Below are 25,278 nucleotides of genomic sequence, written 5' to 3'. Positions count from 1 at the left end.
GGAAGGTCAGTTCAACGCCCATCGTCGGTTCGTGCCAGTCGCCGAAATCCCACTTCTCGGCGAGCCGGCCGTCATCGCCGATCGTCAATGGGTAGTACATGACATCGGCGAGATGTTGACCACGCAGTTCGGCCACGACTGCTTCGAGGTGTTTCTCGGCATCGGGTATCGGCGGCGGCACGACCCGGTTGTTGTCCGGGCGATCGGATTTCATGCGACGTCTCTTCCGGTGCCTCGGTCGCCGGTTTCTGATGTTGCGGGTGCGATGTCGTGGGGCATTCCAGCAGTTTGCCCCTTGTGGGAAATGGCGCCGTTGCGGACAAGTGCGACCAGATGGTCGCCCGCGTGGCGCCACGGTGTGACCGAATCCCATCAGGACGGTCGAGCTGAATGATGCTGCTGAGACTGCGACGCTATAACCTTCGAAAAGTCGTATAATCGCAGCCCAGAGCATCATTCTCTCGTCAAGCGGGCGCCTGATCCGCAATTGGGCCGAACGCCTGGAATAGTGCGTTATCGCACCCGGTGTCTGCCGTGTCAGGCTTCGAGTGGCAGTGGGATGGCGGTGAACACACCGTCCGGGTCATAGCTCGACTTCACCGCGCGCAGCCGTGTCGCATGAGGGCCGTAGGCATGCGCGATCTGTTCGTGGTGGTCGGGTCCGAGCATATTGGCGTAGCCGCCAGGAAGAGCCACCGCCGCGATCGCCGTCGAGGTCGCGTCCGCCCATGCCTGATGTGGTGCGGGGTCGTCCTCGGGCTCCCAGACCGCCGCGATTTCCACCGACAGGTGAGTCGTGCGGATCCCGAAAGCCGTGCTGTCTACCGGAACGTGGGTCGGCGCACCATGGAAGTGGTGCAAGCCGACGGCAGAGAACGGCGAGGTGCGGGTCTCACCGGCCGCCAGCAGAGCGGCCACCAGTTCCGGGGTGTATCCGGCCACGGTGCGAGTGCGCACGGTGGTGTGCCGGCCGGGCACGGCGGATTCGTCGAACAGGCTGAGCATTTTCGCATACGGCATCGGGCCGATCTGCGCGAACAGTGGTTCTCCCAGACTCTGCAGCGCGGCGAGGTAGGACCCACCGTCGGCCGGCGGGCCGCTCCAGGCAGGGGACAGCAGGACCGTGGGCGAGCCGTCCGGGCCGGGCATGATGCCGCTGAGCACGGTCAGCTCATCCGGTGCGGTCGCGAGTACCTCGGACAACCGGTGCAGCACCTTTTCGGCCTGCTGCCAGGGGTACACGATGAAGCCGCCGAGCACCTGCTCTACCGGATGCAGCTTGATGCGCAGCTCGGTCACCACACCGAAGTTGCCGCCACCGCCGCGTAGCGCCCAGTACAACTCGGAGTGCTCGGTTTCGTCGGCGCTGACCAGGGTGCCGTCCGCGAGCACGACGTCCGCGCCCATGAGGTTGTCCAGAGCGAGGCCGTAGCGTCCGTTCAGCGGTCCGTAGCCACCGCCGAGCGTCAGCCCGGCCATCCCGACATCGCCGATCGTGCCGGTCACCGCCACCAGCCCGTGTGGCGCGGCGGCGGCGATCACATCCCGTGACAGGGCACCACCGGCGACGGTGGCGACCTGGGCTGCCCGGTCCACGGTGACCCCGCGCATCCCGGCCAGATCGAGCAGCACGCCACCCGGGCGCACGGCCCGGCCCGCCCAGTCGTGACCACCGCCGCGCACGGACAGCGGGAGGCCGTGCGTACGGGCGACGCGTACCGCGGTCTGGACATCGGCGGCGCTGGTGCAGCGGACGACGACGGCAGGCACGTGGTCGATGGCGCCGTTGAAAAGCCGCCAGCTTTCCTCGGCAGCCGCGCCGGGCACGCTCACCCGGCTCGGGTCGAGTGCGGCGGCGAGTTCGCGGACGGCCCCGACCGGCTCGTGGGTGGTCGTGGTCCGGTGATTTCCCGCCGGCAAGATCGCCGTGGCGATGGTGGTGAGGCCGATCAGGGCGCCGGCCGGCCCGGTCAGCTCGCGGCCGTACTGCTGGGCGAGCTCCGCGGCTGATCTGTCGGTCACCTGCCAGCCCGCCGCGCCGAGGGTCTCCTCCGGACTCAGGTCCCGGGGTTCGGTGTTCCACAGCGTGTCCAGTTCGGCGTCGGCCTTCGCGTTGGTCTCGTGGAAGGCCGGATGGCTGGTGACAGTGGCCGTGTTCTCGGCACTCATCCAGTCGCCGGCGAAGGTGCTACCCGGTGCCGACAATCGGCATATGGTGTCGAACAGATCGGCCTCGGCCTGGGCGGGCAGGTAAGGGAGCAAACCTTCCGCGAGCCAGGCGGTCGGGCGGGTGGGGTCGAACCCGTTGTCCCGCAAGGCTTGTTCCCACTCTTCGCGCAGATCGGCCGGCACGAGATGCCAGTGCGCGCTCGTGGTGGCCCCGGCGTCCGCGAGTACGGTCTTCTTGAAGGCGAGCACGCGGGGCTGATCGACCTCGAACAGGTGCACTGATGCGGGCCAGTCCATTCGGGCGGAACGGGCGTCGAGCCCCGCACCGAGCAGCACGATCTGCTCGATCCCTGCCTGCACCGACTCCATGAGATGCTCGTCGAACCGACGGGAGCGCACACCGAGGAAGCGCGCGGCGAACGACCACGCCGGGTCGCCCGCGGTCTCGGGGGCGCCCGGCGGCGGTACCTGTAGACCACCGGCCGCCGCGAGGTGGGAGGCGTACGGGTCTTCGATCAACCGGTCGGGACTGTTGGTCTCCACGGCCCGGGCGGCGGCGACGCCGAGCGCGGTACGCCCGACTCCCGTCGCCACATCCCAGTGTCCGTTGTGCTCGGACCCGGTGGCGTTCATGCGTTCTCCTTGATGGTGAGTTGCCAGCCGCGGGCGCGTTCGCGGGCCCGCCAGAGCTGGGCGTAATGGGTGTTCGCGGCGATGAGTTCGTCGTGGGTGCCCTGCTCGGTGATCCGGCCGTCCGCCAGCACCAGCACCTGGTCGGCCTGCGTGACGGTCTCCAGCCGGTGCGCGATCACCAGCACTGTCTTGGTTGCCGCGAGTTCGGTGATGGTGGCGCGGACGATCGCGTCGTTTTCCGGGTCGAGCGCCGAGGACGGCTCGTCGAGCACGATGATCGGTGCGTCCTTCAGCAGCGCACGAGCGATCGACACCCGCTGGCGCTGCCCGCCGGACAGCTGGATGCCGCCCTCCCCGGTGGACAGTTCGGCGTGCAGATCCGACAGGCCGGCGCGAGTGACGGCATCCAGTACCCGCTGTTCGTCGGCGTCCGGATCTCCGATGCGGACGTTGTCGAGCACCGTGCCGTCGAACAGGTAGACATCCTGGAAAACGATGGACACCAGGGACATCAGGTCATCGGTGGCGATCTGGTCGACCGGGACGCCGCCGATGCGGATCTGTCCGGCGTCCGGGTCGGCGAACCGCGCGAGCAGCCGGGTCATCGTGGACTTTCCCGCACCCGAGAAGCCGACCAGGGCGGTGACCCCACGCTCCGGGATGGTGCACGTGACACCGTTGAGCACCATCTGGTCGTCGTAGCCGAACCGCACGTCCCGGAACTCGACGTCGTATCGGTCCGGGCGCCGCGGCTGCTCGGGCTCGGGCAGCGCCGGGGTGCGCAGCACCTCGTTGATCTCGTTCAACGAGTTGCGGGCGAGCCGTAGCGCGCCACCGAGCTCGGCGAGCGTCGCGACCGGCTCTACGAACCGGGTCGCCAGCACGAGCACGGCGATCACCGTGGGGGCGGCCGACCTGTCGTCGAGCAGCAGCCACACCCCCAGGGCCAGCACGCCGACGAAGACCAGCCGCAGCGTCACGCCGAAGACGACGAGTCCGGGCACCGCGCGCCACAGCATCCTGCGGTCGGCCGCGTAGTTCGCCCGCAGCGCATCATCGAGCGGCTTGCCGCCGTCGTAAGCGCGCAGCACGGGCTGGTGGCGGCCGAACTCCAGGATCCGGTTGGCTGTTTCTACGGCAGTCGCACCGCGCTCGGAGTCGGCCCGTTGGATCCGCTGGGCGCTCCACCGTGCCACGCCGTACAGCACCGGTGCGGATAGTGTCAGTGCCAGGGCCAGGCGTGGCTCGAATGCCGCCATCACCACCACGATGGCTGCCGGCGTCAACAGACCGTTGGCCAGTAGGCGGACCAGGTGAGCCGGCACCTCCATCACACCGAGGACCTGATCGGTGTTCATCCGGGTGAGCATGCCGATCTTGGCTTGATCGAACCAGCCGAGCGGCAGCCGCGCGATGGCGTCACCGAGCCGAGCGTGCAGCTGTCGCGCGACCGCGGACCCGACGGCGAAGCCGTGCTTCTGCGCGCTGAACTGTGCACCGAGTGCGAGTACCGAGCAGACCGCGAACGCGGCGAACGCGGGCCATCCGGAGCTAGGGTCGTCGCTGAGCACGGCGCGCAACAGGGGAACCAGCAGCGCGAGCGCCACGCCTTGCAGGATCGCGGCGATAGCGGCGCGGACGAGCAGTCGCCGGAACGCAGGCGAGTAGCTCGGGCCAAGCGCGGCCAGCAATGCGGTGATCATGCGCGGATTCCCTCCTGGGCCTGCCACATTCGGCTGTAGCGACCCGGTTCTGCCAGCAGGTCGGCGTGTCGTCCGCGTTGGACGACACGGCCGCCGTCGAGCACCACGATCTGGTCGGCGTCCGCGATGGTGCGCAGCCGGTGTGCGATCACCAGTAGCGTGCGGCCGGCCGCCAGCTCCGACAGCGCTTCCTGGATGTCGGCCGCGGATTCCGGGTCGGCGAATGCGGTGGCCTCGTCGAGCACCAGCACCGGTGTATCGGCGAGCACGGCGCGCGCGATGGCGATGCGCTGCCGCTCACCACCGGAAAACTCCACGTCCGCGCCCACGATCGCGTCGTATCCCCGTGGACCACGCACGATCCGGTCGTGGATGCGGGCCACCCGCGCTGCCTCGCGTACCTGCTCGTCGGTGGCGTTGTGCCGGCCAAGCCGGATATTAGCGGCCACCGACATCCGCGGCAGCTCGGTTTCCTGGAAGACGAACCCGATGTGTTGGAACAGCGTCCGCGTATCCAGTTCGCGAATGTCCTTGCCGCCCAGCGTGATCTGCCCTTCGGAGACGTCGAAGAAGCGGCCGGCCAGTAGTGCGAGTGTGGACTTGCCTGCCCCGGACGGGCCGACCAGAGCGGTCACCGTACCGGGCCGTAGCTCCAGGTCGACGTCGCGCAGCACGGGGGTCTGCCCGTCGTAGGAGAACCCCACCCGTCGCATCTGCACCACCGATCCGGACGGTGTGGCGGGTGTCGCCGCTTGCGGCAGTTCGGGTTCGGCGAGCAACGCCCGCACCGATCCAGCGGCGGCCAGCCCCGCCCGCAGCCGCGGTGCCCGAACCCCGATCGTGGACAGTGGCGCGGCCAGCGGCGGTGCGAGCAACGCGGCGGTGATCAGGTCAGGCGCCGTACTCACCCCGGAGATCACCAGCACCGAACCGACGCCCAGCACAAGCAGCAGCACGGCGGGTGCTGAGACAACGAGGAAGGACGCGGTGGTGGCGACAATCGTCTGCCCGATCCACTTGCTGAAGAAGTCGTGAAAAGCGTCGACGGCTTCGACGAATTTGCGATGTGCCCGCTGCCCCCCACCGAAGGTCTTCACGACCGCGATGCCGTTGACGAATTCCACGATGCCGGTGTTGATCTGCTGCTGCGCCGCACTGTAGCGCTCGAACTGCGCGGTCGAACCGGACATCGAGCGAGCGAACAGCACCACCCCGGCCACCAAAGGCACCAGGCTGATCAGCGCGAGCCACGGATCGGTGAGGAACAGGATCACCGCCGCGGTCAACGGGGCGGCGATCGTGCTGGTCAGGTCGAGCAGCGAGTGCGCGACCAGGTGATGCATCCCGTGCACGTCGTCGCGCACCACCTTCCCGACGGCACCGGAACCCTTGGCGGAGAACCAGCCCAATGGCACCCGGCCGAGTTGGTCGATCAACATGCGCCGCAGGTGTAACTGCAGCCGAGCATCCGCGAGATGGCTGACCATCGTGGCAGCCGTCGCCAGCACCAGTGCGGCCAGCGCCGATACCGACCCCAGGGCAACCGGGAACCAGACCGATCCGCCGCCGGGTTCGAGCAGCCGGCCGGCGAGTACCGCTACCGCATAGAACGGGAGAATGCCCGCCACCGCCGCGGCCGCCTGAAGCACCATGGCGATGCCCAGTGGCCGACGCACCTCGCCCAGAAGTTCCTTCATCGTGCCAGCACCCCGATCGACGAGTCACCGATGCGCCGAGCCGTCAGTCCGGACTCCTCGGCCAGCTGTTCGAGGTTCAGCGGCACCCAGTCGCTGGTGGTGTCGACCGAGCGGACGGGCTCGCCGTCGGCGATCACCTTCCAGGTGCGCTGATAGCGGATGAGCCCGTCGACCAGACCCGCCGAGCTCACCCACCACTCGTAGGTCTGTTCGCCGATCGGCTCGGACAGCACTTTGGTCAGCGGCATCGGGCTCGGGTCGCTGGCGAAGAAGTCCACGACGATCGGCGCGCCCGGCGCCAGCCGTTCCCCGAGTCGAGCCCACAGGTCGGCCCGCTCCACGTCGGTCAAGTGCCCGAGGACACCGACGAGCACCACCCCGGAAAGGTGGTCGGGCAGCCGCATATGCGGTGCCGGCTCCTCGAGCACGGTGACCCGGTCGCGCAGATGTGGGTCGCCGAATACGCGGCTGGTCAGGACCGCTCGCATCGGGACGGAGGGCTCTGCGGCGATGATGTCCGCCTGCGGCACCGTTTTCGCGATCACTTCGGTGACACGGCCGGTGCCCGCGCCGATCTCCAGCACCGGCCCTGCGGTGCCCTCGACCACCGATAGCGCTTCGGCCAGCGGGCCGGCGATCTTCGGTACATGCCATGCCGCGGTGATGTCGTAGAACTCGGCGAAGTTCTCATAGGTATCAATGAACATGAATATCCTTTTCAATAGTGTCGTACGACAGTAGCGTTTGCGTCATGACCGATCCACGACCGTTTCCGATGCGCCGCAGCTGCCCCTTCCTCCCCCCTGCCGAGTACGCCGAGATGCGGGCAAGGGGACCGGTCACGAAAGTGGCCCTACCCACCGGGCGCACCGCGTGGGCGATCACCGGATACAACGAGGTGCGGGCGGTTCTCGCGGACCGGCGAATAAGTTCCGATGTGCGGCACCCGAACTTTCCGTCGCTGGTCGCGGGCGAACAGGAGGTCGCCTCGCGAGTACGTCCTTTCCTGCGGATGGACCCGCCGGAGCACACCGGATACCGGCGGATGCTGGTGGCCGAGATGACCATGCGACGAGCACGAGTGATGCGGCGCGCGGTGCAGCGGATCGTCGACGAGCGGATCGACGATCTGCTGCGCGACGGTGGGCCGGTCGACCTGGTCAGCCAGTTCGCGGGCGTGGTGTCCACCACGGTCATGGGCGAGATGATCGGACTGCGGCGAACCGACCCATGGTTTCGCAAGATGACCGCCGCACTCGGCTCCCAGCACATCGGCGGCGCAGACAGCGACGCGACCAGCGCCGCAACAGGACTGGAAACGCTGTTCGAGGTTTTCGGTGGCCTGGTGACCGAGCGCGAACGCAACCCGGGCGACGACCTGCTGAGCAAGTTGATCGTCGACCACTACCAGCAGGGAACCCTCAGCCGGGACGACCTGCTCGCCACGGTCACGATCACGGTGATAGCCGGGATGGAAACCACGACGAGCCAGATCTCGCTGAGCGTGCTCACATTGCTGGAGAACCCGGATCTGCTCGCGCAATTGCGTGCAGACCACACGGTGCTGCCGGGAGCGGTGGACGAACTGCTGCGGGTGCTTTCGGTCGGCGACTCGATCGCGCTGCGGGTGGCGACAGCGGACGTGGAGATCGCTGGGACGACGATACGCGCAGGCGACGGAGTGATCCCACTCCTGGCCGCGGCGAACCACGACCCGGCGGTCTTCGACGAACCGGACCGCATCGATGCCCAGCGGTCCGCCCGGACACATGTCGCATTCGGATCGGGTGCGCATCAATGCGTCGGCCAGAATCTCGCACGGGTCGAGCTGGAGGTCGCCCTGGGCACCTTGTTCGACCGTATTCCGAACCTGCGACTCGCCGCCGTGGCGGACGAGCTGGAATTCCGGCACGGCGGTATCTCCTTCGGGCCGATACGATTGCCGGTCACGTGGTGAGCACTCCGATCTCGGGGCCGAGGAGCCGACTGCGCAAGCCGGTCTCCTCGGCCAGCTCGTCCAGACCGACCAGCTCCCAGTCGTAGTCTTCGCGCACGAGTCGAACCAACTCGTCGCCGCGGAGCACCTTCCAGGTGGTGCGCCAGTGCAACCTTCGGTCCGTGACAGGCTCGGCGCTGCCCCACCACTCGTAGACCAGCCCGCCGATGGGTTCGCGCAGGATCCGGGTGCGACGGACGGGCTGGGCCCGGGTTCCCCCCATCAGCTCCACCACGATCGGCGCGCCCTGCGGCAGTCGCCGGGCGAGTCGTCGCAGCAGGTCCACCCGTTCGTCAGGAGTGAGGTGGTTGACCACACCGAAAACCACGGCGGCGCTGATCCGATCGGGCAGCGGCAACGTCTGCGCCGACTCGGCGACCACGGTCACCCGATCACGCAGGTCACCGCGCAGGACCCGGGCGGTGAGCACAGCACGCATCGGGTCGCAGGGTTCGGCGGCCAGCACGCGTGCGCCCGGCAGTACCTCGGCGATGATCTCGGTGACCCGGCCGGTCCCCGCGCCGATCTCGACGACCGGGCCTGCCGAAGTGTCCACCCCGGCCAGCGCGGTGACGAGTACCGGACCGCTGACGCGCACCTGCCGGTCGGCCACCAGCTCGTAGAACTCGGCGGCGGCAGCGTAATCGGACCTCACGCGACCTCCACCGTATCGGCCAGCTCGGCCACGCCCAGCGGGCTCGGTGGGACCGACCGGACCGGCTCCGGCGGCCCCAGCCGCTCGGTCAGCTGATACCAGCACCGACATACCGCGAGATCGCGCTGAACGCCGCGCATCGGATCGGCCGCCGCGTGGATCGCCTCGGCCAACTCGGCGAGCGCAGCGCCGATCGCGGCGGGCCAGGTTGTACGGAAGTGCTCCGTATACGCAGGCTGGTGCTGGGCCGCCGGGCCGAGCACCGAGGTGGTCGGCAGGTCGAGCGACCCGCCGTGCAGCATGAGCCGGTGGTCGGCATCGCGCGGCGCGTGCAGCCGCGGGCTCCACAGCACCGGGCCGTGCAGGTCGGCGATGGTGAGCGTGCCACCTTCGGCGACCAGCGTGATCCTGGGCCAGAACAGCGCGTGGTTGTCGATGTCGGTGGGGTCGAGCTGGTTGTGCACGCGCAGGGCGACAGGCACACCCGCGATCCGTCCGCCGAGCGTGTGCACGGGCCCGATCCGGGTGGGTTCACCGAACTCCCAGGGGCGGGGTCCGCCCAAGGCTCGAGCGAGGATGTCGACCAGCGGGTGCAGCAGGTGCACCGGACTCGCGACATCGGCGAACAGAATGCCCTGCCGGTCGCGCAGCCGCGCCGCGGCAGCGACGAACCGCCGCACCTCGGGCAGCCGCGGATAGTGCGTGTTCACCCGGTACTGCCTGCGGGTGGCGCCCGCCGCGCGCAGACAGGCCGACATCTCCTCCGGAGCCAGAGGGTGCTCTTGCAGAACATGCACCTCGCGCTCCAGCAATTGCCGAGCCAGCACCGCCCCGCCACCACCGGCCACGCCGGACGGCACCACGACGCATGCCACATCGATATCGTCCGGCAGCTCCGCCACCGACGTGTAACACGGCACGCCCAGGCTCTCGGCGTAGCCCGTGGCGTGCGCGCTGCCTCGGCTCAGGAGACCGGCCAGGGTGAAACCGGGCAGGTTGCGCAGCGCCTCGACGTAGAACCGGCCGAAGTTGGTCCCGCAGACGACAGTGCGCAGCGAGTTCGCCTGCGTCACAGCGCACCGTCCTCGAGCATGTCCGGGGCGCCGATATCGCCCTGATGCAGCGCGATATCGGCGGTTCCGGACTCGACCAGGCCATCGACCAGTGCGCCGGGGTCGAGCACGTCGCCCGCGAAGTGCAGGCCGGTCGGAGCACGCCGGTCCAGGATCGCTGCCGCCGCGGCGGCAGCGACGAAAGCGGTGATCCGGTAGCTGTTCTCGGCGCGCAGCACGGCGGTCACCGCATCTGACCGGCCGCGCAGGGTCATGACCATCCGGTAATACGGGGCTCGACCCGCCAGGTCGATCTCGGTCGCCTGGATCATCCGGTCCCGAATCCCGTCCTGTTCGGCCCCCGCCTGCCGGGAGAGCATCGGCAGGCGGCTGAACACGGTCCGAGCGAGCCGACCGGGATAGGCGTTGAACCAGTCCAGTTCGGCCAGGCGCAGCCGCGCGGCGAGACGTTCCAGTTCCGCGGTGAGGATCGGTTGCAGGGCGACCCGGTCCGGGAAGAACGGCACCTCGGCGTCTTCCTCGGCTCGCAGTGCTCGAAGCTCGCGGCGGCCGTGCCGCCAGGCGGCCAGCGGGTGGCCGAACGGTTCGCCGCCCGCTCCGCCGACCGTCAACGACAACAGGATGTCGGAGGCGGCGGCAGGCGAGACGTGTTCGAGACCGCCGACGTAGGCGGTCAGCCGGGCGCCGCCGGGGCCGCCGTCCAGTTCGGCGGCCAGCCACCGCGGTAGCAGCACCGCCAAGCCCGGCACCGTGCCTGCGGACAGCAGCACAGTACGACCGTCGCTGACCGCACCGGACGCGGTCAGCGCTTCGTGTGCGGGGTCGTCGCCGCCGAGGTCGACGTAGTCCGCCCCCGCGGCCAGGGCCGTCGTCGCGACCCGGTCCTTGACCTCGTAGGACGGCCCGGCGCAGTTGACCACGATGCGCAGCCCGGCGCAGAACGCCGCGAGGCTTTCCGGGTCGGTGTGGTCCACCCGGACCCGCTGCCCGGCCGCGGGCAGGCTGTCGGTGGTGCGACCGCCGACCCGGAGCTCTCCGCGGTCACGCAACAGATCCACCACGTGCCGGCCGACAGAGCCGGAGGCGCCGAGTACCCCGATCACGCGTTGACCTCCTTCGAGATCGTCAGCCGGCGGATATGGTCGGCAACCTCACCGATATGCGCCGCGCTCAGGCAGCTGAAGTGATCGCCGGGGATATCGATGACGGTGAGCTTGCCGAGACACACTCGTTCCCAGTGCGTCGTGTGCGCCTCGCGGTCACCGGGGAATTCGTACGAGCCCGCATGCCGGAGGAACGTGATGTCCCCGGCATACGGCTCGACGTGATGGCGACTCAGCGCCGCCGTGCTCTGCTGGTAGACGCGTAGCGCACGCAGCATGGCCTCCGGGTCGAGCGACCCGGACAGCTCCGGCGGCAACGCCTCGCACATGCGCGCGATCCGCCGCATCCGTGGCACCGACTCCAGTTCGAGGAACCGTTCCGCGATATCGGCGAACTCGCCGGTCAGGTCGGCGATCGATCCCTCTGCGATGGCCTCGGGCGTACGGCGCAGCACCGCGGCGGCGGCAGCGCCGACCCGGGCGGTGTCCGGCGGGAAGCCGATCCGCTCCAGGTCCATCCCCATCATCATCGCGAACGAGTACTCCGACAGCAGCTGGTCGTCCAGATGGAAGGTCGGGGTGTGGCTGCTGATGACAGTGAGTGAGCGAACCTCGGCGCCGGATTCGGTCAGCGCGCGCGCCACCTCGGTGGCGATGATGCCGCCCACCGAGTAGCCGATCAGATGGAACGTATCTCCTTCGGCCAGTAGCGCGTCGGCGTAGTCGGTGGCGATGGTGTCGATCAACGACGCCGGATCGGCCCGCAGGTAATCCGCCACCGAGGCGATCTCGAGGCCGACCACACTGCCGGTGGCCGGGGCACGCAGATCAGGCTGGGCAAGCAGCGCGCTGTAGGGGCGCATCGTGCCGTGCCCCGCATGGACCAGGACAGTGATCGGTTCGCCGCCGTCGCCGGCGAGCTCCACCACCGGGGAGGTCGCCTCCGCGCGAGTGGCCGCGGCCGTCCGCTCAGCGCGTAGGTAGGTGGCGAGCCCGGCGACCGTCGGATGGCGCAGCAGATGCCGCAGCACGATCTCCCATTCCAGATCCCATTCGGCGGGGCCGTCGAGCCCGGCGAGACCGTCGCGCAACTTGCCGACGAACCGCGCGACGAGCAGCGAGTCCGCGCCGAGCGCGAAGATGTCGTCGTTGCGGCCGACCCGTTCGATGCGGAGCAGCTCGGCCCACAACCGAGCCAGACGCGCCTCCAGCTCGTCGACCGGTTCGGCTGGTTCGTGGGACTGTTCGTTGGTCACCCATGAGGTGAGCCGGTTGCGGTCGACCTTGCCGTTCGTGGTGACCGGCAGCTGATCGACGACCTGCCACCAGGCCGGTGTCATATAGCCGGGCAGCCGGTCGGCGACGAATGCTGTCAGTTCGGGCAGGCGCACCGGTTCGCGGTCGGTTTTCCACTGCGTCACGAACAGCTGCTGCCCGCCGGTTGCGAGCGCACTGTGCGCGCCGGGCAGCTCGGCCACGATCCGCGCACCGGCTCCGGTGAGGATCTCGGTCCACTGGCCGGGCCGCAGGAACGTCTGACCCGACCCCGCCCGCAGGTCGGTGAAGTCCCGGTTATGAGTGTCGAGGAACTCGGTGGAGATCTGCAATGCCGCGCTCGCGTCGGTGGTGTTCTCCAGCATCAGTAGCCAGCCGCCGGGAACCACCAGCTCTCGCAGCGAACGCAACGCGGCGGCGGCATCGGCCGCGTTGTTCAGGGTGCCCGCGCATATCACCACATCGACGGAGTTGGGGGTACAGCCCTGCTCCCTCGGGTCACGGTCGAGGTCGAACAGGGCGAACCGTGCATTCGAGTGGGCGGCGAGCAGCCGACGCGCCGCTGCCAGCTGGCCGGGCGAGCTGTCGGTGACAAGGTAATCGACGGCCTTGTCGGCGAGCTCGGGCAGCACACCGGCCGCTGCCCCGCCGCCGCGCGCGCCGATCTCCATGATCCGCAAGGCAGATGGCCCGGTGTGCTCGGCGGCGAGGGTTCGCACCGTAGCGGCCAATGTCGCATGCAGGACCCGGACCGGCAGGTTGTCCCGGTAGGCGGCGGTCAGCACCTCGGTGGGTCGGTCGGCGAACAGCACCGATTCCACCGGCGTCACGCCGGTCAGCACGCGTGGCAGGTCGGCCGCACACGCGCGGACCGCGGCGAACAGGTCCGCGCTCCAGTCGATCTCGCGCTCCAGCTCGGCCGCCCGCACCCACGCCCGTTCGGTCGCTTCGGATTCGGGAACGATCAGATCGCGATACCCATGGTTGTCCGATGTCACGAGCCCAGCGGCGCCGAGCACCGCCAGCCAGCGGTCGAGCAGCCGGCGATGCCGGTCCGGTACGCCGAGTGCGGCCGCGATATCGTCGCCGGTCGGTCGCCGTTCTCCCGCGAACGCGGGGGCCAGGGTGCCGGCTATGGACAGTGTGGCCGCGTGGTCCATCGCCGTCATGAAGGCCCGCACGTCGTCTGCGTTCAGGTCGGTGGTGGCGGCGGTCAGCGCTTGTTCGGCGGCCCGCGCCACAGCCGGCGGCGCAGGCAGTGGGTCCGTCCGCCGTGCCGGTTCGACGAACGCGGCCAGGCGCAGGCCGGCACCGGCGTCGCCGGGACCGCTGGTTCCGTCGACGATGGCGACGGCGGTCCCGACCCCCGGGGCGGCCGCGAGCGCGGCCTCGACCTCGCCGAGCTCGATGCGGTGGCCGTGGATCTTGACCTGGTTGTCCTTGCGTCCGAGTAGTTCGAGCACACCGTCGGGGTGGTAGCGGCCCAGGTCGCCGGTGCGATACCGGCGCTCACCGGTGCGCGGACAGGTAACGAAGCGTTCGGCGGTGCGGGCCTCGTCGCCGAGATAGCCGTCGGCCAGGCCGATACCACCGATGTACAGTTCGCCGGTGACCCAGTCCGGGCACGGACGCAGCGACTCGTCGAGCACATGCCACGTCTGGTTCGCCAGCGGAGTGCCATAGGGAATGCTGCGCCAGCCCGGATCGACCTCTTGGATCGGGTACGAGATCGACCAGATCGCCGCCTCGGTCGCACCGCCCAAACTGTGCGGCTCGACCGCGGGACACACCGCGCGAACCTGGCCGGGCAAAGCCAGTGGGATCCAGTCGCCGGACAGCAGCGCCAGACGCAGGCTCGGCAGGGTGCGACCGGTCGCGGTCAGGTGATCACACAGCAGCTGCAGCTGCGCCGGTACCGAGTTCCAGATCGTCACCCCGTGACCCTCGATCGCATCGGCCCAGGCCGCGGGGTCGCCGCGGTGCGCCTGCTCAGGCACCACAATCGCCCCGCCGACCCACAACGGGCCGAAGATGTCGTAGACCGACAGGTCGAACCCCAGCTGAGCCACCGCGAGCACGCGGTCGGCAGCGGTGACGCCGAAGCGCCGGTCCACGTCCTCGATCGTGTTGGCCGCGGCCCGATGGCTGATCATCACGCCTTTGGGCTCGCCGGTCGATCCCGACGTGTAGATCACGTAGGCGAGCGCACCGGGATCGACCGGGGTCCGCACTCGGCGAGCGGAGGGTGCCACGGTGTCGATGTCGAGGCATTCCCCGGTCGGACGGTCGGCCGCGTGGGACGAGGTCAACGTGATCCGTACCTTCGCGGCGGAGCGGATGCGGTCGCGGCGCAGCGCGGGCTGCGTGATGTCGATCGGCAGGTAGGCCGCTCCGGCGAGCAGCACACCCAGCACGGCGACAACCTGGTCCAACCCTTTGTCCAGCACGATCGCGACCAGGTCGCCCGGCGCGACCGCGTTGGCGCGCAATGCGTCCGCGACCCCGTACGCGCGGTCCAACAGCTCACGGTAGGTCAGGACCTCGGCACCGGAGCACACGGCGATCGCGTCGGGGGTACATTCCGCGGCAGTGAGCACCGGCTCATGCAGCAGCTCGTGCCCGGTTGGTACATCGGTGGCGTTGACCCGCTGCCGCACCTGATCGGTGCGCGGCGGCAACGCGATCTGCGCTGGGCGGGTCCACGTCGCGGGTGTTGCGGCGAGTTCGTGGATCAGCGTGACGAACGCCTCGAACATGTCCTCGGGTGTTCCGTGGGGGAGTACGCCGTCGCGCACGTCCCAGGCCAGGACCAGCGCGTCACCACGCGTCATGACCTGACAGTCGAGCCACACCTGCGGTGTCTGCGTCTCGGCGTGCCGAACCTCGGCCTTCGGCGTCCGGCCGGGCACGTCCAGCGTGCTGGTGAAAACCACCGGCATCATGGCGCGCCGCCCGCGCCGGGCGAGTTCGGCCAGTACGTCGGAGCCGGTGAACAGCGGGTGTGCCAGGTCCTCGAGCAGGGTGGCGTGCAGTGCCTTGGCCTGATCGGCGAACACACGCGATACGGTGAGGTCGACGGCGAGTAGCTCGGCACTCGTGAAATCCCCTGCCAACGCGCCCACGCCGGGATGCAACGGCAGGCGGGAGAACGTGGGCAGTGTGAGGGTGAACCGTGGACTGCCGCTCCATCGTCGGACAACCTCGGCGTAGGCCGTGAGCAGCGCCGACGACGGAGTGAGTCCGTGCCGGCGGGCATAGTCGGTGAAGGCCGCGTAGGCGTCCTCCGGCAGGGTCGTCTCGATACGCCGGAAGGGGCCCGCGTCCTTCGCGGGAGCGAGGACGGGCAGGTCCGGCGCGGGCGGCAGCTCGTCCAGTCGGGACTGCCAGTAATCGCGGTCCCGGTCGTAGCTGGCCGTGCCGCGCCTGCGGCGCTGGCCCAGCACATAGTCGCGGAAGGTCACCTCCAGCGGCGTGAGTTCGACGCCTTCGTACAGGTCCTCCAGCTCGGCGAGCAGCATCTGCAGGCTCGCGTAATCGACGACCAGCAGGTCGATCGACAGGTGCAGGAGCAACGCCTCGGACGTGTGCGTCAGCCGGAGCGCGAACAGCGGCCACGTGCCGGGATCGGGAACTCGCCTGCTCAGCTCGGCGCGGGTGTCCTCGAGCGTCCGCGCGAGGTCCGCATCGGTGGCGGTGCGCAGGTCACGCAGCTCGATCTGGTGATCCGGCACGGTTTCCAGAACCTGCTGATACCCGTCCGGATGCACCACCGCCCGCAGCATGTCGTGCCTGTGCACCAGATACCGCCAGGCGTCACGGATCCGGTCGGGATCGGTGCCGGACGCGAAGGCGAGCTCGACGTAGGCGTGACAGGCCACGCCGCCGTAGTCGTGCGCTCGGCTGCGGCCCAGCAAATACGCAGTCTGAATCCCGGTCAGCGGAAAAGGTTCGTACCGCGCGCCCGGATCGGGCACCAGGGTGCCAGCCGCATCCTCGGCACGCAGGTGGTCGAGCACGGCGGACTTGTTGGCGCGCAACAAGTCCCGACGCTCCTCGGTCAGGGCGCCGCGGGGGGCGCGGAACCTCAGTTCATCGCCGTCGGCCCACAACCGGACACCGGCGCGCTCGAGTCCGGCGACAATCTCCTTGGCGTTCACACAACACCACTTTCTTCGGTCTGTCGGTCACGTCGCAGCTGTTCGGCCTCGTAGGCCAGATCGGCGGGGGTCGGCATGCGCAGAAAGGTCTGCAGCGCGATGTCGATGCCCAGCTCCTCGTTCACCGCGGCCACGAAGCGCAATGCGGCCAGGCTGTTCCCGCCCGCGGCAAAGAAGTTCGTGCGGCGATCGCGTGGCGGCTCGTCGAGATGGTGCGCCCACAACGCCGCGATCCGTTGCTCCAGCTCGCCGCGCGGCGGCTCTGCTGCCGAGCCTTCGTCGGCGGTCGCGGTCAGCGCGGCACGATCGACCTTTCCGTTCGCGGTGAGCGGCAGCTCACCGACGGCGCTGATTCGGACAGGCACCGCGTGCGCGGGCAAACGCTCGGCCAGGTGGCCGGCGAGGTCAGCAGGCACCGCCGGGGTGACGACGGCCCGCAGCCTGCGGTTGCCGCGCTCGCCTTCGGCGATGGCCACCGCCCGGGTGATATCCGGATGCGCTTCCAGCGCGGTCTCGATCTCGCCGAGCTCGACGCGATGGCCACCGATCTTGACCTGGTGGTCGATCCGGCCGAGGAACTCCAGCGTCCCATCCGGCCAGTACCGTCCTCGGTCGCCCGTGCGGTACCAGCGTTCGCCGTTGTGCTCGAAGAACCTCGCGGCATCCGCCGGCTGCCCACCCCGATACCCGGCCGCGACACCGGCACCCCCGATCCACAACTCGCCGGCGGTCCAATCGGGACAATCCCGGCCCAGCTCATCCACCACGCGGTATCGCTGGTTGGCCAGTGGCCGCCCGTACGGAATCGACGTCCACTCGGGCGGCACCGTGTCGACCTCGATGCTGTTGGACCAGATGGACGCCTCGGTGGCTCCACCGAGCGCGAGAAACCGGCAGTCCGGAGCCTGCTCGCGCAGCCGGTCGGGCAGATCGAGGCCGATCCAGTCGCCGGACAGCAGCGCGAGCCGCAGCGTGCGCGGCGCGGGCAGGCCCGGGTTCAGCACGGCCGCGGTGAGCAGAAGGTCGAGCAGCATCGGCGCGCTGTTCCACACGGTGACCCTGTGCTCATGGGCAAGCCGCAGCCACGTCTCGGGGTCACGTCGGTCCTGTTCCCTCGGCAGGACAAGCGCACCGCCCACCCCGAGCAGGCCGAAGATGTCGAATACCGACAGATCGAAGTCCAGCGCGGACACGGCGAGCACCCGGTCCGCCTCGTCCAGCTCGAATCGCTCGGTGAGGTCGGTGATGGTATTGCTCGCGCCTCGGTGCGTCACGGCAACGGCCTTCGGGTCTCCGGTCGATCCCGATGTGAAGATCAGGTAGGCGAGGTCGTCGACCGAGCGCGCCACCGGGGCGGCCAGTGGTTCAGCGGTGAACTCGCGGCCGCCCTCGGCGATGATCATTTCCGCCTGCGCCACCCGCAACATCCGCTCGCGGCGCAACCGCGGCTGATCGACACCGATCGGCACGTACACAGCACCGGCGGCCAGCACACCGAGCACGGCGGCGATCTGATCCGGGCCCTTGGGCAGCGACACCGCGACCGTGCCGCCAGGGGGTACTCCATGTTCGTGCACAGCGCCCGCCACGCGCAGCGCCTTGTCCGCCAACTCGGCGTAGGTCAGTGCACCGCCGTCCCACACCAACGCGGTCGCGTCCGGTCGCTGCCGCGCCAGCTGGAAGAACGGCTCGTGCAGCAGGCAGTGCGGCAGCACGCGCGCCGTATCGGCGACCCGTGCGCGCACGGCCCGCTGCGACATGGGCAGCAGGTCCGGACGTGGCTCGCTCCAGTCACGGTCGACGAGCGCATCGATCAGCAGGCCGTAGGCGTCGAACATGGCGTCGAGCACGCCGGTCGGAAACCGCGCCTCGACGGCGTCCCAGGTGATCGCGATGCCCCCGCCTCGCTCGGTGACCTGGTTGTCCAGCAACACCTGCGGCGACTGTGACAGGCCGTATATCCGAGCCGGGAAACCGCCGGGCAACTCCGTGTCACCGAGCCCGAGGGCGCTGGTGAACACCACGGGCACAGCCGCGGCGACCGCGCCCGCACGGCGGCTGAGCTCACTCAGCAGCCAGCCCGCAGGCACCGGGTTCCCCAGGTCCTCGCCCAGGGTGCGATGCAATTCCCGGACGCGGGCGAGCCAGTCCCGGCCGGGCTCGGCCAGGTAGCCGATAACCGAGAACGAGGTGAAGTCGCCCAGAACCCGATCGATATGCGGGTGCAGCGGCTCACGATTGAACAGGGTCAGAGTTATCGCGACACCCGCCTGCCCGCTCCACGCCGCGAGCACCTCGCCGTAGCAGGCGAGCAGAACAGCGGAGGGGGTCAGGCCGTGGGCTCGTGCCCGCTCCAGGATCACCTGCCAGCGGTCGGCGGTGACGACCCGCTCGCGCCGGGTGAACCGGGGCGCCGCCGGATCGGCGACGCGCGGCAACTCAGGGGAGGCCGGCAAGGCATCGAGCCGCGCCGCCCAATGCCGCCGCACCGCGTCGCCGGGGCCTGGATCTGCTCGGAGCACATAGTCGCGAAAGGACAGCTCGATCGGCGGCAGCTGCGCGTCCGGTTCCCGGTACAGGCGCGCCACCTCGTCGAGCAGAGTCATAATGGACCGCGCGTCGAGCACCGTGTAGTCGAGACCGACGGCCACGCGGGTACGGACCACACCCTGGTCCGGATAGCGGATGGCACACACCGCGAACAGCGGCCAGCGGGTGAGGTCGAACAACCGGTGCGACTGCCCTTCTCGCCACCGCGCCAACGCCGCGGGAACCGCGGATTCGTCGGCGACCTCCTCGACCTCGATCCGGAAATCACCGGGCGCTTCGCGGAGAATGCGCTGGTTACCGTCGTCGTCGAAGACCACGCGCAGCATCTCGTGGCGGTCGATCAGCCGCCGCCACGCACGCTCCATCCGGTCGATGTCGACGTCCGAACCGTCGAACTCGGTGTAGTGGTAGGTGCCGACGCCACCGAGCGGGAGACGTTCGTCGCGGCCGATCCAGTAGGCCCGCTGCACATCGGTCGCCGGGAACGGCTCGTACCGCGCCGCCGGATCGGCCGTGACAACTCCGCGAGCCTGCTCACCGGCGGTTGCGTGTGGTCGGAGGGTGGCGGCGAAATCACACAACACCGGGGTGGCGAACAACTGCCCGATGCTCGCGCCGACCGAGGCCAACCGCGCTACGGCGCGGGTCGCGAGCAACGAGTCGCCGCCCAGTGCGAAGAAGCTGTCGTCCCTACTGGGCTCGGCCCCGCCGAGCACCTCGGCGAACACCCGCGCCACGAGTTCCTCCATCGGACCTCTCGGCGGTTGCCGCACGGCCACGGTCGCGGCCCGGTCGGCGGCGATCAGTTCCGTGACGGCGGCCCGGTCGAGCTTTCCGTTGGCGGTCAGCGGAATGGGCGCGACCCGCAGATGTTCGGGCACCAGATGCGGGGGCAACTGGCCGGTGAGCCAGTCCCTCAGGTCCGCCTCGGTCAGCTCACCGGACACCTGCAGCGCCAGCCTGTGCGTGGGCTCGGTCAGCACCGTGGCGACAGCCGCGGTCACCGCAGGATGCGTGGCGGCCGTCGCCTCGATCTCGCCGAGCTCGATCCGATGGCCGCGAATCTTCACCTGGTGGTCGACGCGGCCGAAGAACTCCAGAACCCCGTCCCCGGTGTAGCGGGCCATATCGCCGGTGCGGTACCAGCGGCGGCCCTCGTACTCGACGAACTTCGCCGCAGTGCGCTCCGGGTCACCGCGATACCCCCGGGCAAGGCCCGCACCACTCACCCACAACTCGCCGGTCACCCAATCCGGGCAGTCTCGGCCACGACCGTCGACAATGCGGGCCCGCATATTGCGCAGCGGCACCCCGTACGGTATGGAGCGCCAGGTCGAGTCGACCTCGTTCACCTCGAAAACCGTGCTGTGGATGGCGGCCTCGGTCATACCGCCCAGCCCGACGAATTTCGCCTGCGGCGCCAGGGCGCGCCACCGGCCGACGAGGTCCAAGCCGATCCGGTCGCCGCCCAGCATCACCAAGCGGAGGCTGTCGGGGAGGGTCTCGGTCGCGCTGAGCAGCATATCGAGCAGCGCAGGTACGCAACTGATCACGGTCACCCGGTGCGCGTGGATCAGTTCCGCCCAGCGGCGCGCGTCCCGGCGTTCGTTCTCCGCTATGACCACCACCGAGCCGCCGACGCGCAACAGCGCGAACAGGTCGTAGGCGGAAAGGTCGAAGTCCAGTGCCGATAGTGCGATGGTTCGGTCGGACGCGCCGACCTCGAACAGCTCGCCGACCGCGGTCACAGTGTTGACCACGGCACCGTGCGATACCTCGACGCCTTTGGGCTCACCGGTCGATCCGGAGGTGAAAATTATGTAGGCGAGCGCATCGGGGCCGAAGTCCAGTGGTTCGACGGCCTCGAGCGCATCGGCCTGCTCGCAGTGCAGCACCGGACAGTCCGCGTCGGCCGGAGCGTACGCGGGATCGGTGATCAGCGCACGGACGCCCGCCGAGCGTCGGATCCTGGCCCGCCGTGGTTCGGGGTGGTCCACGCCGACCGGTACGTAGGCGGCACCGGCGGCGAGCACACCCAGTACCGCGATCACCTGATCGACGCCCTTGGGCATGGTGATCGCCACCGTGTCGCCGGGCCGGATTCCGTTGTCGCGCAGCAGGGCCGCGACCTTGCGGGCCCGGCAGGACAACTCCCCGTAGCTCAACCGCCCACTGTCCCAGCACAGGGCGGTGTGCGCGGGCTGCTGCTCGGCGTGGCGGAAGAACGCGCCGTGCAACGATTCGGCCGGTGGTGGACCGGCGGTGTCGTTGACGCGAGCCCGCACCGCGGCCTGCGGTCCGGGCAGCAGCGCCCGCACCGGGCGTACCCAGGCCTCATCGTCGGAGACCAGCCGGTCGACCAGCTCTCGGAAGCTGTGGAACGCCGCGTCCACCACACCAGGAGCGAAGGCGTGCTCGCGGAAGTCCCAGTTGAGCAGTAGACCGTCGTCCAACTCGGTGACCTGAGCGTCCAGCAGCACCTGGGGGTTCTGCGAGATCATCCACACCGGGGCACCGAAAGTCTGCTGGAGCTCGCGTTCATAGATCTCACCGAGCCCGATGGCACTGGTGTAGACGACCGGCGCGAGCGCAAGCGAGCCGCCACTGGATCTGGTGAGTTCACGCAGCACCTCGACACCGGAGAACGCGCTGTGCGCGATCGCCTCCCGGGTGACGGCCTGTAGGCGTGCGGCCGCGGTAGCGAATGCGTCGGTGGACCTGAGGTCCGCATCGACGAGAACCGAGCCGCTGAAATCGCCGACGAGCAGCTCCGCGCCGTCGCGGTCGAACAGCGGCAGGTTGAGGAGGAACCGGTGCGCGGCGCTCCACGCGGCGAGTGTTTCGGCGAAGGCCGCGGCGAGCACGGCCGCCGGGCTGAGCCGGTGCCTGTGAGCTCGCTCGTACAGCCGTTCTTTGTCCCGAGGAGACAGCCAATGGTGCCGCCGGGCGCTGCGCCGATACTTCGGGTGCGCGGACTCGGCGGTGTGCGGGTCGACCACGACCGGCAGGTGCGGCGGTGCACTCAGCTCGGGCAACCGGGCCAGCCACCAGTCGCGAGCCCGCTCCCACTCGGCGGTGCGGTTCTTCCGGCGAGCGGCGAGGTAGCCGGCGTAGTCGATACCGAGTGCGGGCAGCTCCGCGTCCGGCGCGATGTAGTACGCGCGGAGATCAGCGAGCAGGATGCGCATGCTCAGCGCGTCGGCAGCGACCATATCGAGATCGATATGCAACCGGGTGACCCCGTCGGGCAGCAGACTCAGCGCGATATCGAGCACCTCGCCACGTTCGACATCCATCCGTCGGTGCGTGTAATGGTCACGCAGCTGCGCAAGCCGGGCTGCGACGTGATCGGGATCGGCCGCGCGCAGATCGTGCACGGTGACCACGTCAGCAGGCACCTCCGGGGCGATGCGCTGCCGACCGTCACCCAGCACCACGGTGCGCAGCATCGGGTGGCGCAGGCGCAGTGCGACCGTCGCGGCGCGCAGCCGTTCCGGGTCGACCTCACGACCCTCCAGCTCCACGTAGAAGTGTGCACCGACGCCGCCGAGCGGCTGCCCGTCCTGACGACCGATCCAGAAGGCGTGCTGCATCAGACCGAGCTCGAATGGTTCGGTTGTTTCGGCGCGAGTCGGCTTCACTTCGGCGGGAGCCGGCCCGGCAGTGCCGATCAAGCGCTGCCATGCGTCGATCGTGGGCTCGGCCGCGAGCTCACTGAAGGTCACGGCCATTCCGGCCTTGCGCAGCCTGCCGGCCAGCGCCATCAGCTGTATCGAGTCCAGGCCCAGTTCGCGCAGGTCCGTGTCGGTGGTGAGCTCATCGGGATCCAGTGCGAGCACTGCGATTACCCATTCGGTGAGAATGTCTGCCTCCCGTTGGCAAAGGTAGGTTTCTTCCGCTGCCGCGGCGCTCTCGGCGAGCGTCGGGCCGGGCGGTGACGAGCCGCCTGAGCCGGCCGCGAGGGACTGCCCCCTCACGCGACCGCTCCTGCCGCTGCCGTGCCTTGAACGGACGGCTCGGCCGACACCAGATACCGGGAGACGCTGCGCAACTTCTCCTTGGTCTCCTCGAGCTCGCGTTCCGGGCTCGACTGCGCCACGATTCCCGCCCCGGCGCGCAGCCATGTATGCCCTCCGTGCCGGAAGACGGCGCGCAATGTCAGTGCCGCGTCGAGGTCGCCATCGCAATCGACGGTCAGCACCGCCCCGCCATACAATTCGCGCGGGACCGGCTCCAGTTCACCGATCAGCTGGCAGGCCGCTGCCTTCGGAACCCCCGACGCGGTGACGGCCGGAAACAGTGCGGCCAGGGCGTCCCACCTGTTGCGGCCCGGCGCCAGCACTCCGACCAGTTCCGATGCCAGGTGCTGCACGCTGCCGCGTTCCTTCACCCTCATGAATTCGCGCACGCCGACTGTGCCGTCGGCGCAGACTGTGGAGAGCTCGTCTGCTGCGATACGCACCGAAATCGCATGCTCGAACACCTCTTTGGGATCGCGGACAAGCTCGGCCCGCCGGTCTTGGTCGGCGGCGTCCCCCAGCAATGCGCGCGTGCCCGCCAGCGGCTGACTCATCACCTCGCCGCGCGCGTCGACCCGTGCCACGATCTCCGGGCTGAATCCGGCTGCCTGCCAACCCCCGATATCGATGAGGAAAGAGCGCGCCGGATCGTTGGCTCGGCGACCACGCAGGTAGCTGGCCGGTACATCGATCTCTCCACTGATCGGGACAACCCGCGATAGCACGACCTTGTCGAGTCGGCCGGACCGTATCGCATCGATCGACGCGGTCACCGCGGTGCGATAGGCATCGGCGCCGTAGTCGATGTCCACCGCCGCTGTCATCGCACCGGTTGCCCGCGCTGCCGTTGCCTCCGGGGCACTGTCGGACAGTTTCGTTTGCAGGCGGCCCAGATCGGCGGAGTCGATGGCCCGCAGTACGACATCCGTCCGGCCGAACCGGACCTCACGTCGCGGAACCATCAGACAGCCCAGTACAGCGTCGCGGGAGTGCGCTCGGCCGTGAAGCGCCCCTTCGAGTTCGAACGACACCCAGCCGTATGCGCGCCAGGCCTGTCCGGCGATCGACTCGAGGCAGGCACCGGCCGTGGCCAGCGGATCACCATGAGCGTCGAAACTGCGGCGGGTTCCGGCCTGGTCCACCAGCACCCGATCCGCCATGATCCGAACAAGGAGGTGCGCCCCTTCGGCCCAGCAGACCTGACCATGGTTTTCGTAGAGCACATACGGCCCCGGCGACTGCGCGGCCCACGCCGTGGCGATGCGCAACGGATCCCCGGTGAACCCCAACCGGCGTTCGGCAAAGCTGTCTGTCATTGTGTGTACACCCCGGTGCTCGTGGCCAGTTCGGATTCGATCAGCGAGATCACCGCGGCCGCCTGCGGCACCAGGTAGAAGTGATCGCCGGGTAGCGACTCGAACCTGGTGCCGCCGACCGTCACCTCGGACCACCGCCGTGCCTGCTCGGGCGTGACCTCGCCATCCTGCTCGCCGGTCACCACGGTGACCGGACAGCTCAGCGCGGTATAGCCCGACCGCCGGTAGGTCTCGTCCAGCCGGAAATCACCGCGCACCGCGGGTAGGAACATCGCGCGCAGCGCGGGATCGGCGAGCAGTTCGTCATGAGTACCCCCTAGCCGGGCCAGCTCGGCGATCAGTTCATCGTCGGACCGGCGGTGCATATCACCTGGAACGACCTCATGTGGCGCATGGCGACCGGAGACGAACAGGTGTACGGGCTTTCGTCCGTAATCGTGTTCCAGGGCGAGCGCGACCTCGAATGCGACAGCCGCGCCCATACTGTGTCCGAAGAGCGCGATCGAACGGGTCTCTCGCTCCGTGGCGAGAGCAGCGGCAACCGCGGTCACCAGCTGTCCCATTTCCTGCACGCATTCCTCGGCGAGCCGATCGGCGCGACCCGGATATTGCACCGCGCATACCTCGATCAGGGGTGATATCGCGGCGGCCCACGGTGTGAAGAAGCCTGCCGCCCCGCCGGCGTGCGGAAAGCACACCAATCGCACCCGCGCGTCCGGACGAGCAGCCCAAGTCCGCACCCAATCCCCGCTCATCGGGCACACACCCCACTGCTGCTGCACATCGACAACCGATTCCCGGCGCGCATCCAGACAGCCGTAACAAGCCCGGATGGCCTCGCGCCGATTGTTGAATGGTTGTGCGGCCGTGACACCTTCGAACTCCGCATGAGACCCAACCTTAACAGTAATGAAAACCGCTGTCATTAAGGT

Annotated in this window: 13 protein-coding genes; 1 reads left to right on the top strand and 12 read right to left on the bottom strand. The window is 69.1% G+C overall.

Features of this window, described 5'->3' with window-relative positions; genetic code table 11:
- From B0T44_RS19050 to B0T44_RS19030, 5 genes are all read right to left on the bottom strand, one after another.
- Positions 1–214: hypothetical protein (locus B0T44_RS19050; protein WP_217697568.1), on the bottom strand; the 214-nt coding region annotated here is incomplete at its 3' end.
- Between the two features lie 323 nt (positions 215–537).
- Positions 538–2,802, bottom strand: coding sequence for an SAM-dependent methyltransferase (locus tag B0T44_RS19045; RefSeq protein WP_081512322.1), 2,265 nt, complete (start codon positions 2,800–2,802; stop codon positions 538–540).
- On the bottom strand, positions 2,799–4,505 hold the full coding sequence (locus B0T44_RS19040) for an ABC transporter ATP-binding protein (RefSeq protein ID WP_077121209.1): 1,707 nt from the start codon (positions 4,503–4,505) through the stop codon (positions 2,799–2,801). Before B0T44_RS19040 ends, B0T44_RS19045 begins: the two co-directional genes overlap by 4 nt.
- Positions 4,502–6,202 (bottom strand): ABC transporter ATP-binding protein, encoded by a 1,701-nt coding sequence (locus B0T44_RS19035; RefSeq protein WP_077121207.1) that lies wholly within the window; start codon positions 6,200–6,202, stop codon positions 4,502–4,504. The genes B0T44_RS19040 and B0T44_RS19035 overlap by 4 nt, the downstream gene beginning before the upstream one ends.
- Positions 6,199–6,909 (bottom strand): class I SAM-dependent methyltransferase, encoded by a 711-nt coding sequence (locus tag B0T44_RS19030; RefSeq protein WP_077121204.1) that lies wholly within the window; start codon positions 6,907–6,909, stop codon positions 6,199–6,201. Before B0T44_RS19030 ends, B0T44_RS19035 begins: the two co-directional genes overlap by 4 nt.
- A gap of 44 nt (positions 6,910–6,953) precedes the next feature.
- On the opposite strand from B0T44_RS19030, the gene B0T44_RS19025 reads away from it, so the two are divergent.
- Entirely contained in the window at positions 6,954–8,159 is a 1,206-nt protein-coding gene (locus B0T44_RS19025; RefSeq protein ID WP_077121202.1) for a cytochrome P450, read from the top strand.
- On the opposite strand, the gene B0T44_RS19020 is transcribed toward B0T44_RS19025, so the two are convergent.
- Genes B0T44_RS19020 through B0T44_RS18990 form a run of 7 tightly spaced genes read right to left on the bottom strand, consistent with a single transcriptional unit; the run spans position 8,149 to position 25,101 of the window.
- Positions 8,149–8,853 carry a class I SAM-dependent methyltransferase gene (locus B0T44_RS19020; RefSeq protein ID WP_139348004.1) on the bottom strand — a complete coding sequence of 235 codons (705 nt, stop codon included), beginning with the start codon at positions 8,851–8,853 and terminating at the stop codon, positions 8,149–8,151. The genes B0T44_RS19025 and B0T44_RS19020 overlap by 11 nt on opposite strands.
- Positions 8,850–9,926 (bottom strand): Gfo/Idh/MocA family oxidoreductase, encoded by a 1,077-nt coding sequence (locus B0T44_RS19015; protein ID WP_077121199.1) that lies wholly within the window; start codon positions 9,924–9,926, stop codon positions 8,850–8,852. Before B0T44_RS19015 ends, B0T44_RS19020 begins: the two co-directional genes overlap by 4 nt.
- Positions 9,923–11,029: a saccharopine dehydrogenase NADP-binding domain-containing protein gene (locus B0T44_RS19010; RefSeq protein WP_077121197.1), complete on the bottom strand. Its 1,107-nt coding sequence runs from the start codon at positions 11,027–11,029 to the stop codon at positions 9,923–9,925. Before B0T44_RS19010 ends, B0T44_RS19015 begins: the two co-directional genes overlap by 4 nt.
- A complete protein-coding gene (locus B0T44_RS19005) occupies positions 11,026–16,461 on the bottom strand; it encodes a non-ribosomal peptide synthetase (RefSeq protein WP_077121195.1) in 5,436 nt (1,811 codons plus the stop codon). The genes B0T44_RS19010 and B0T44_RS19005 overlap by 4 nt, the downstream gene beginning before the upstream one ends.
- Positions 16,458–22,988, bottom strand: a complete 6,531-nt coding sequence (locus tag B0T44_RS19000) for a non-ribosomal peptide synthetase (protein WP_081512320.1) — start codon at positions 22,986–22,988, stop codon at positions 16,458–16,460. The genes B0T44_RS19005 and B0T44_RS19000 overlap by 4 nt, the downstream gene beginning before the upstream one ends.
- Positions 22,985–24,346, bottom strand: coding sequence for a salicylate synthase (locus B0T44_RS18995; RefSeq protein WP_077121193.1), 1,362 nt, complete (start codon positions 24,344–24,346; stop codon positions 22,985–22,987). The genes B0T44_RS19000 and B0T44_RS18995 overlap by 4 nt, the downstream gene beginning before the upstream one ends.
- On the bottom strand, positions 24,343–25,101 hold the full coding sequence (locus B0T44_RS18990; protein WP_077121222.1) for a thioesterase II family protein: 759 nt from the start codon (positions 25,099–25,101) through the stop codon (positions 24,343–24,345). The genes B0T44_RS18995 and B0T44_RS18990 overlap by 4 nt, the downstream gene beginning before the upstream one ends.
- Between the last annotated feature and the right edge of the window lie 177 nt (positions 25,102–25,278).

The sequence above is a fragment of the Nocardia donostiensis genome (assembly GCF_002081715.1).
Taxonomy (GTDB): domain Bacteria; phylum Actinomycetota; class Actinomycetes; order Mycobacteriales; family Mycobacteriaceae; genus Nocardia; species Nocardia donostiensis.
Note: the sequence above shows the minus strand (reverse complement) of the source record. Positions and strands in the feature narration are given on the sequence as shown.

Excerpts from the sequence above, each read along its gene's own strand:
- B0T44_RS19025 (WP_077121202.1), top strand. The coding sequence starts at position 6,954 with ATGACCGATCCACGACCGTTTCCGATGCGCCGCAGCTGCCCCTTCCTC.
- B0T44_RS18995 (WP_077121193.1), bottom strand. The coding sequence starts at position 24,346 with ATGACAGACAGCTTTGCCGAACGCCGGTTGGGGTTCACCGGGGATCCG.
- B0T44_RS19035 (WP_077121207.1), bottom strand. The coding sequence starts at position 6,202 with ATGAAGGAACTTCTGGGCGAGGTGCGTCGGCCACTGGGCATCGCCATG.
- B0T44_RS19040 (WP_077121209.1), bottom strand. The coding sequence starts at position 4,505 with ATGATCACCGCATTGCTGGCCGCGCTTGGCCCGAGCTACTCGCCTGCG.
- B0T44_RS19030 (WP_077121204.1), bottom strand. The coding sequence starts at position 6,909 with ATGTTCATTGATACCTATGAGAACTTCGCCGAGTTCTACGACATCACC.
- B0T44_RS18990 (WP_077121222.1), bottom strand. The coding sequence starts at position 25,101 with ATGAGCGGGGATTGGGTGCGGACTTGGGCTGCTCGTCCGGACGCGCGG.
- B0T44_RS19045 (WP_081512322.1), bottom strand. The coding sequence starts at position 2,802 with ATGAACGCCACCGGGTCCGAGCACAACGGACACTGGGATGTGGCGACG.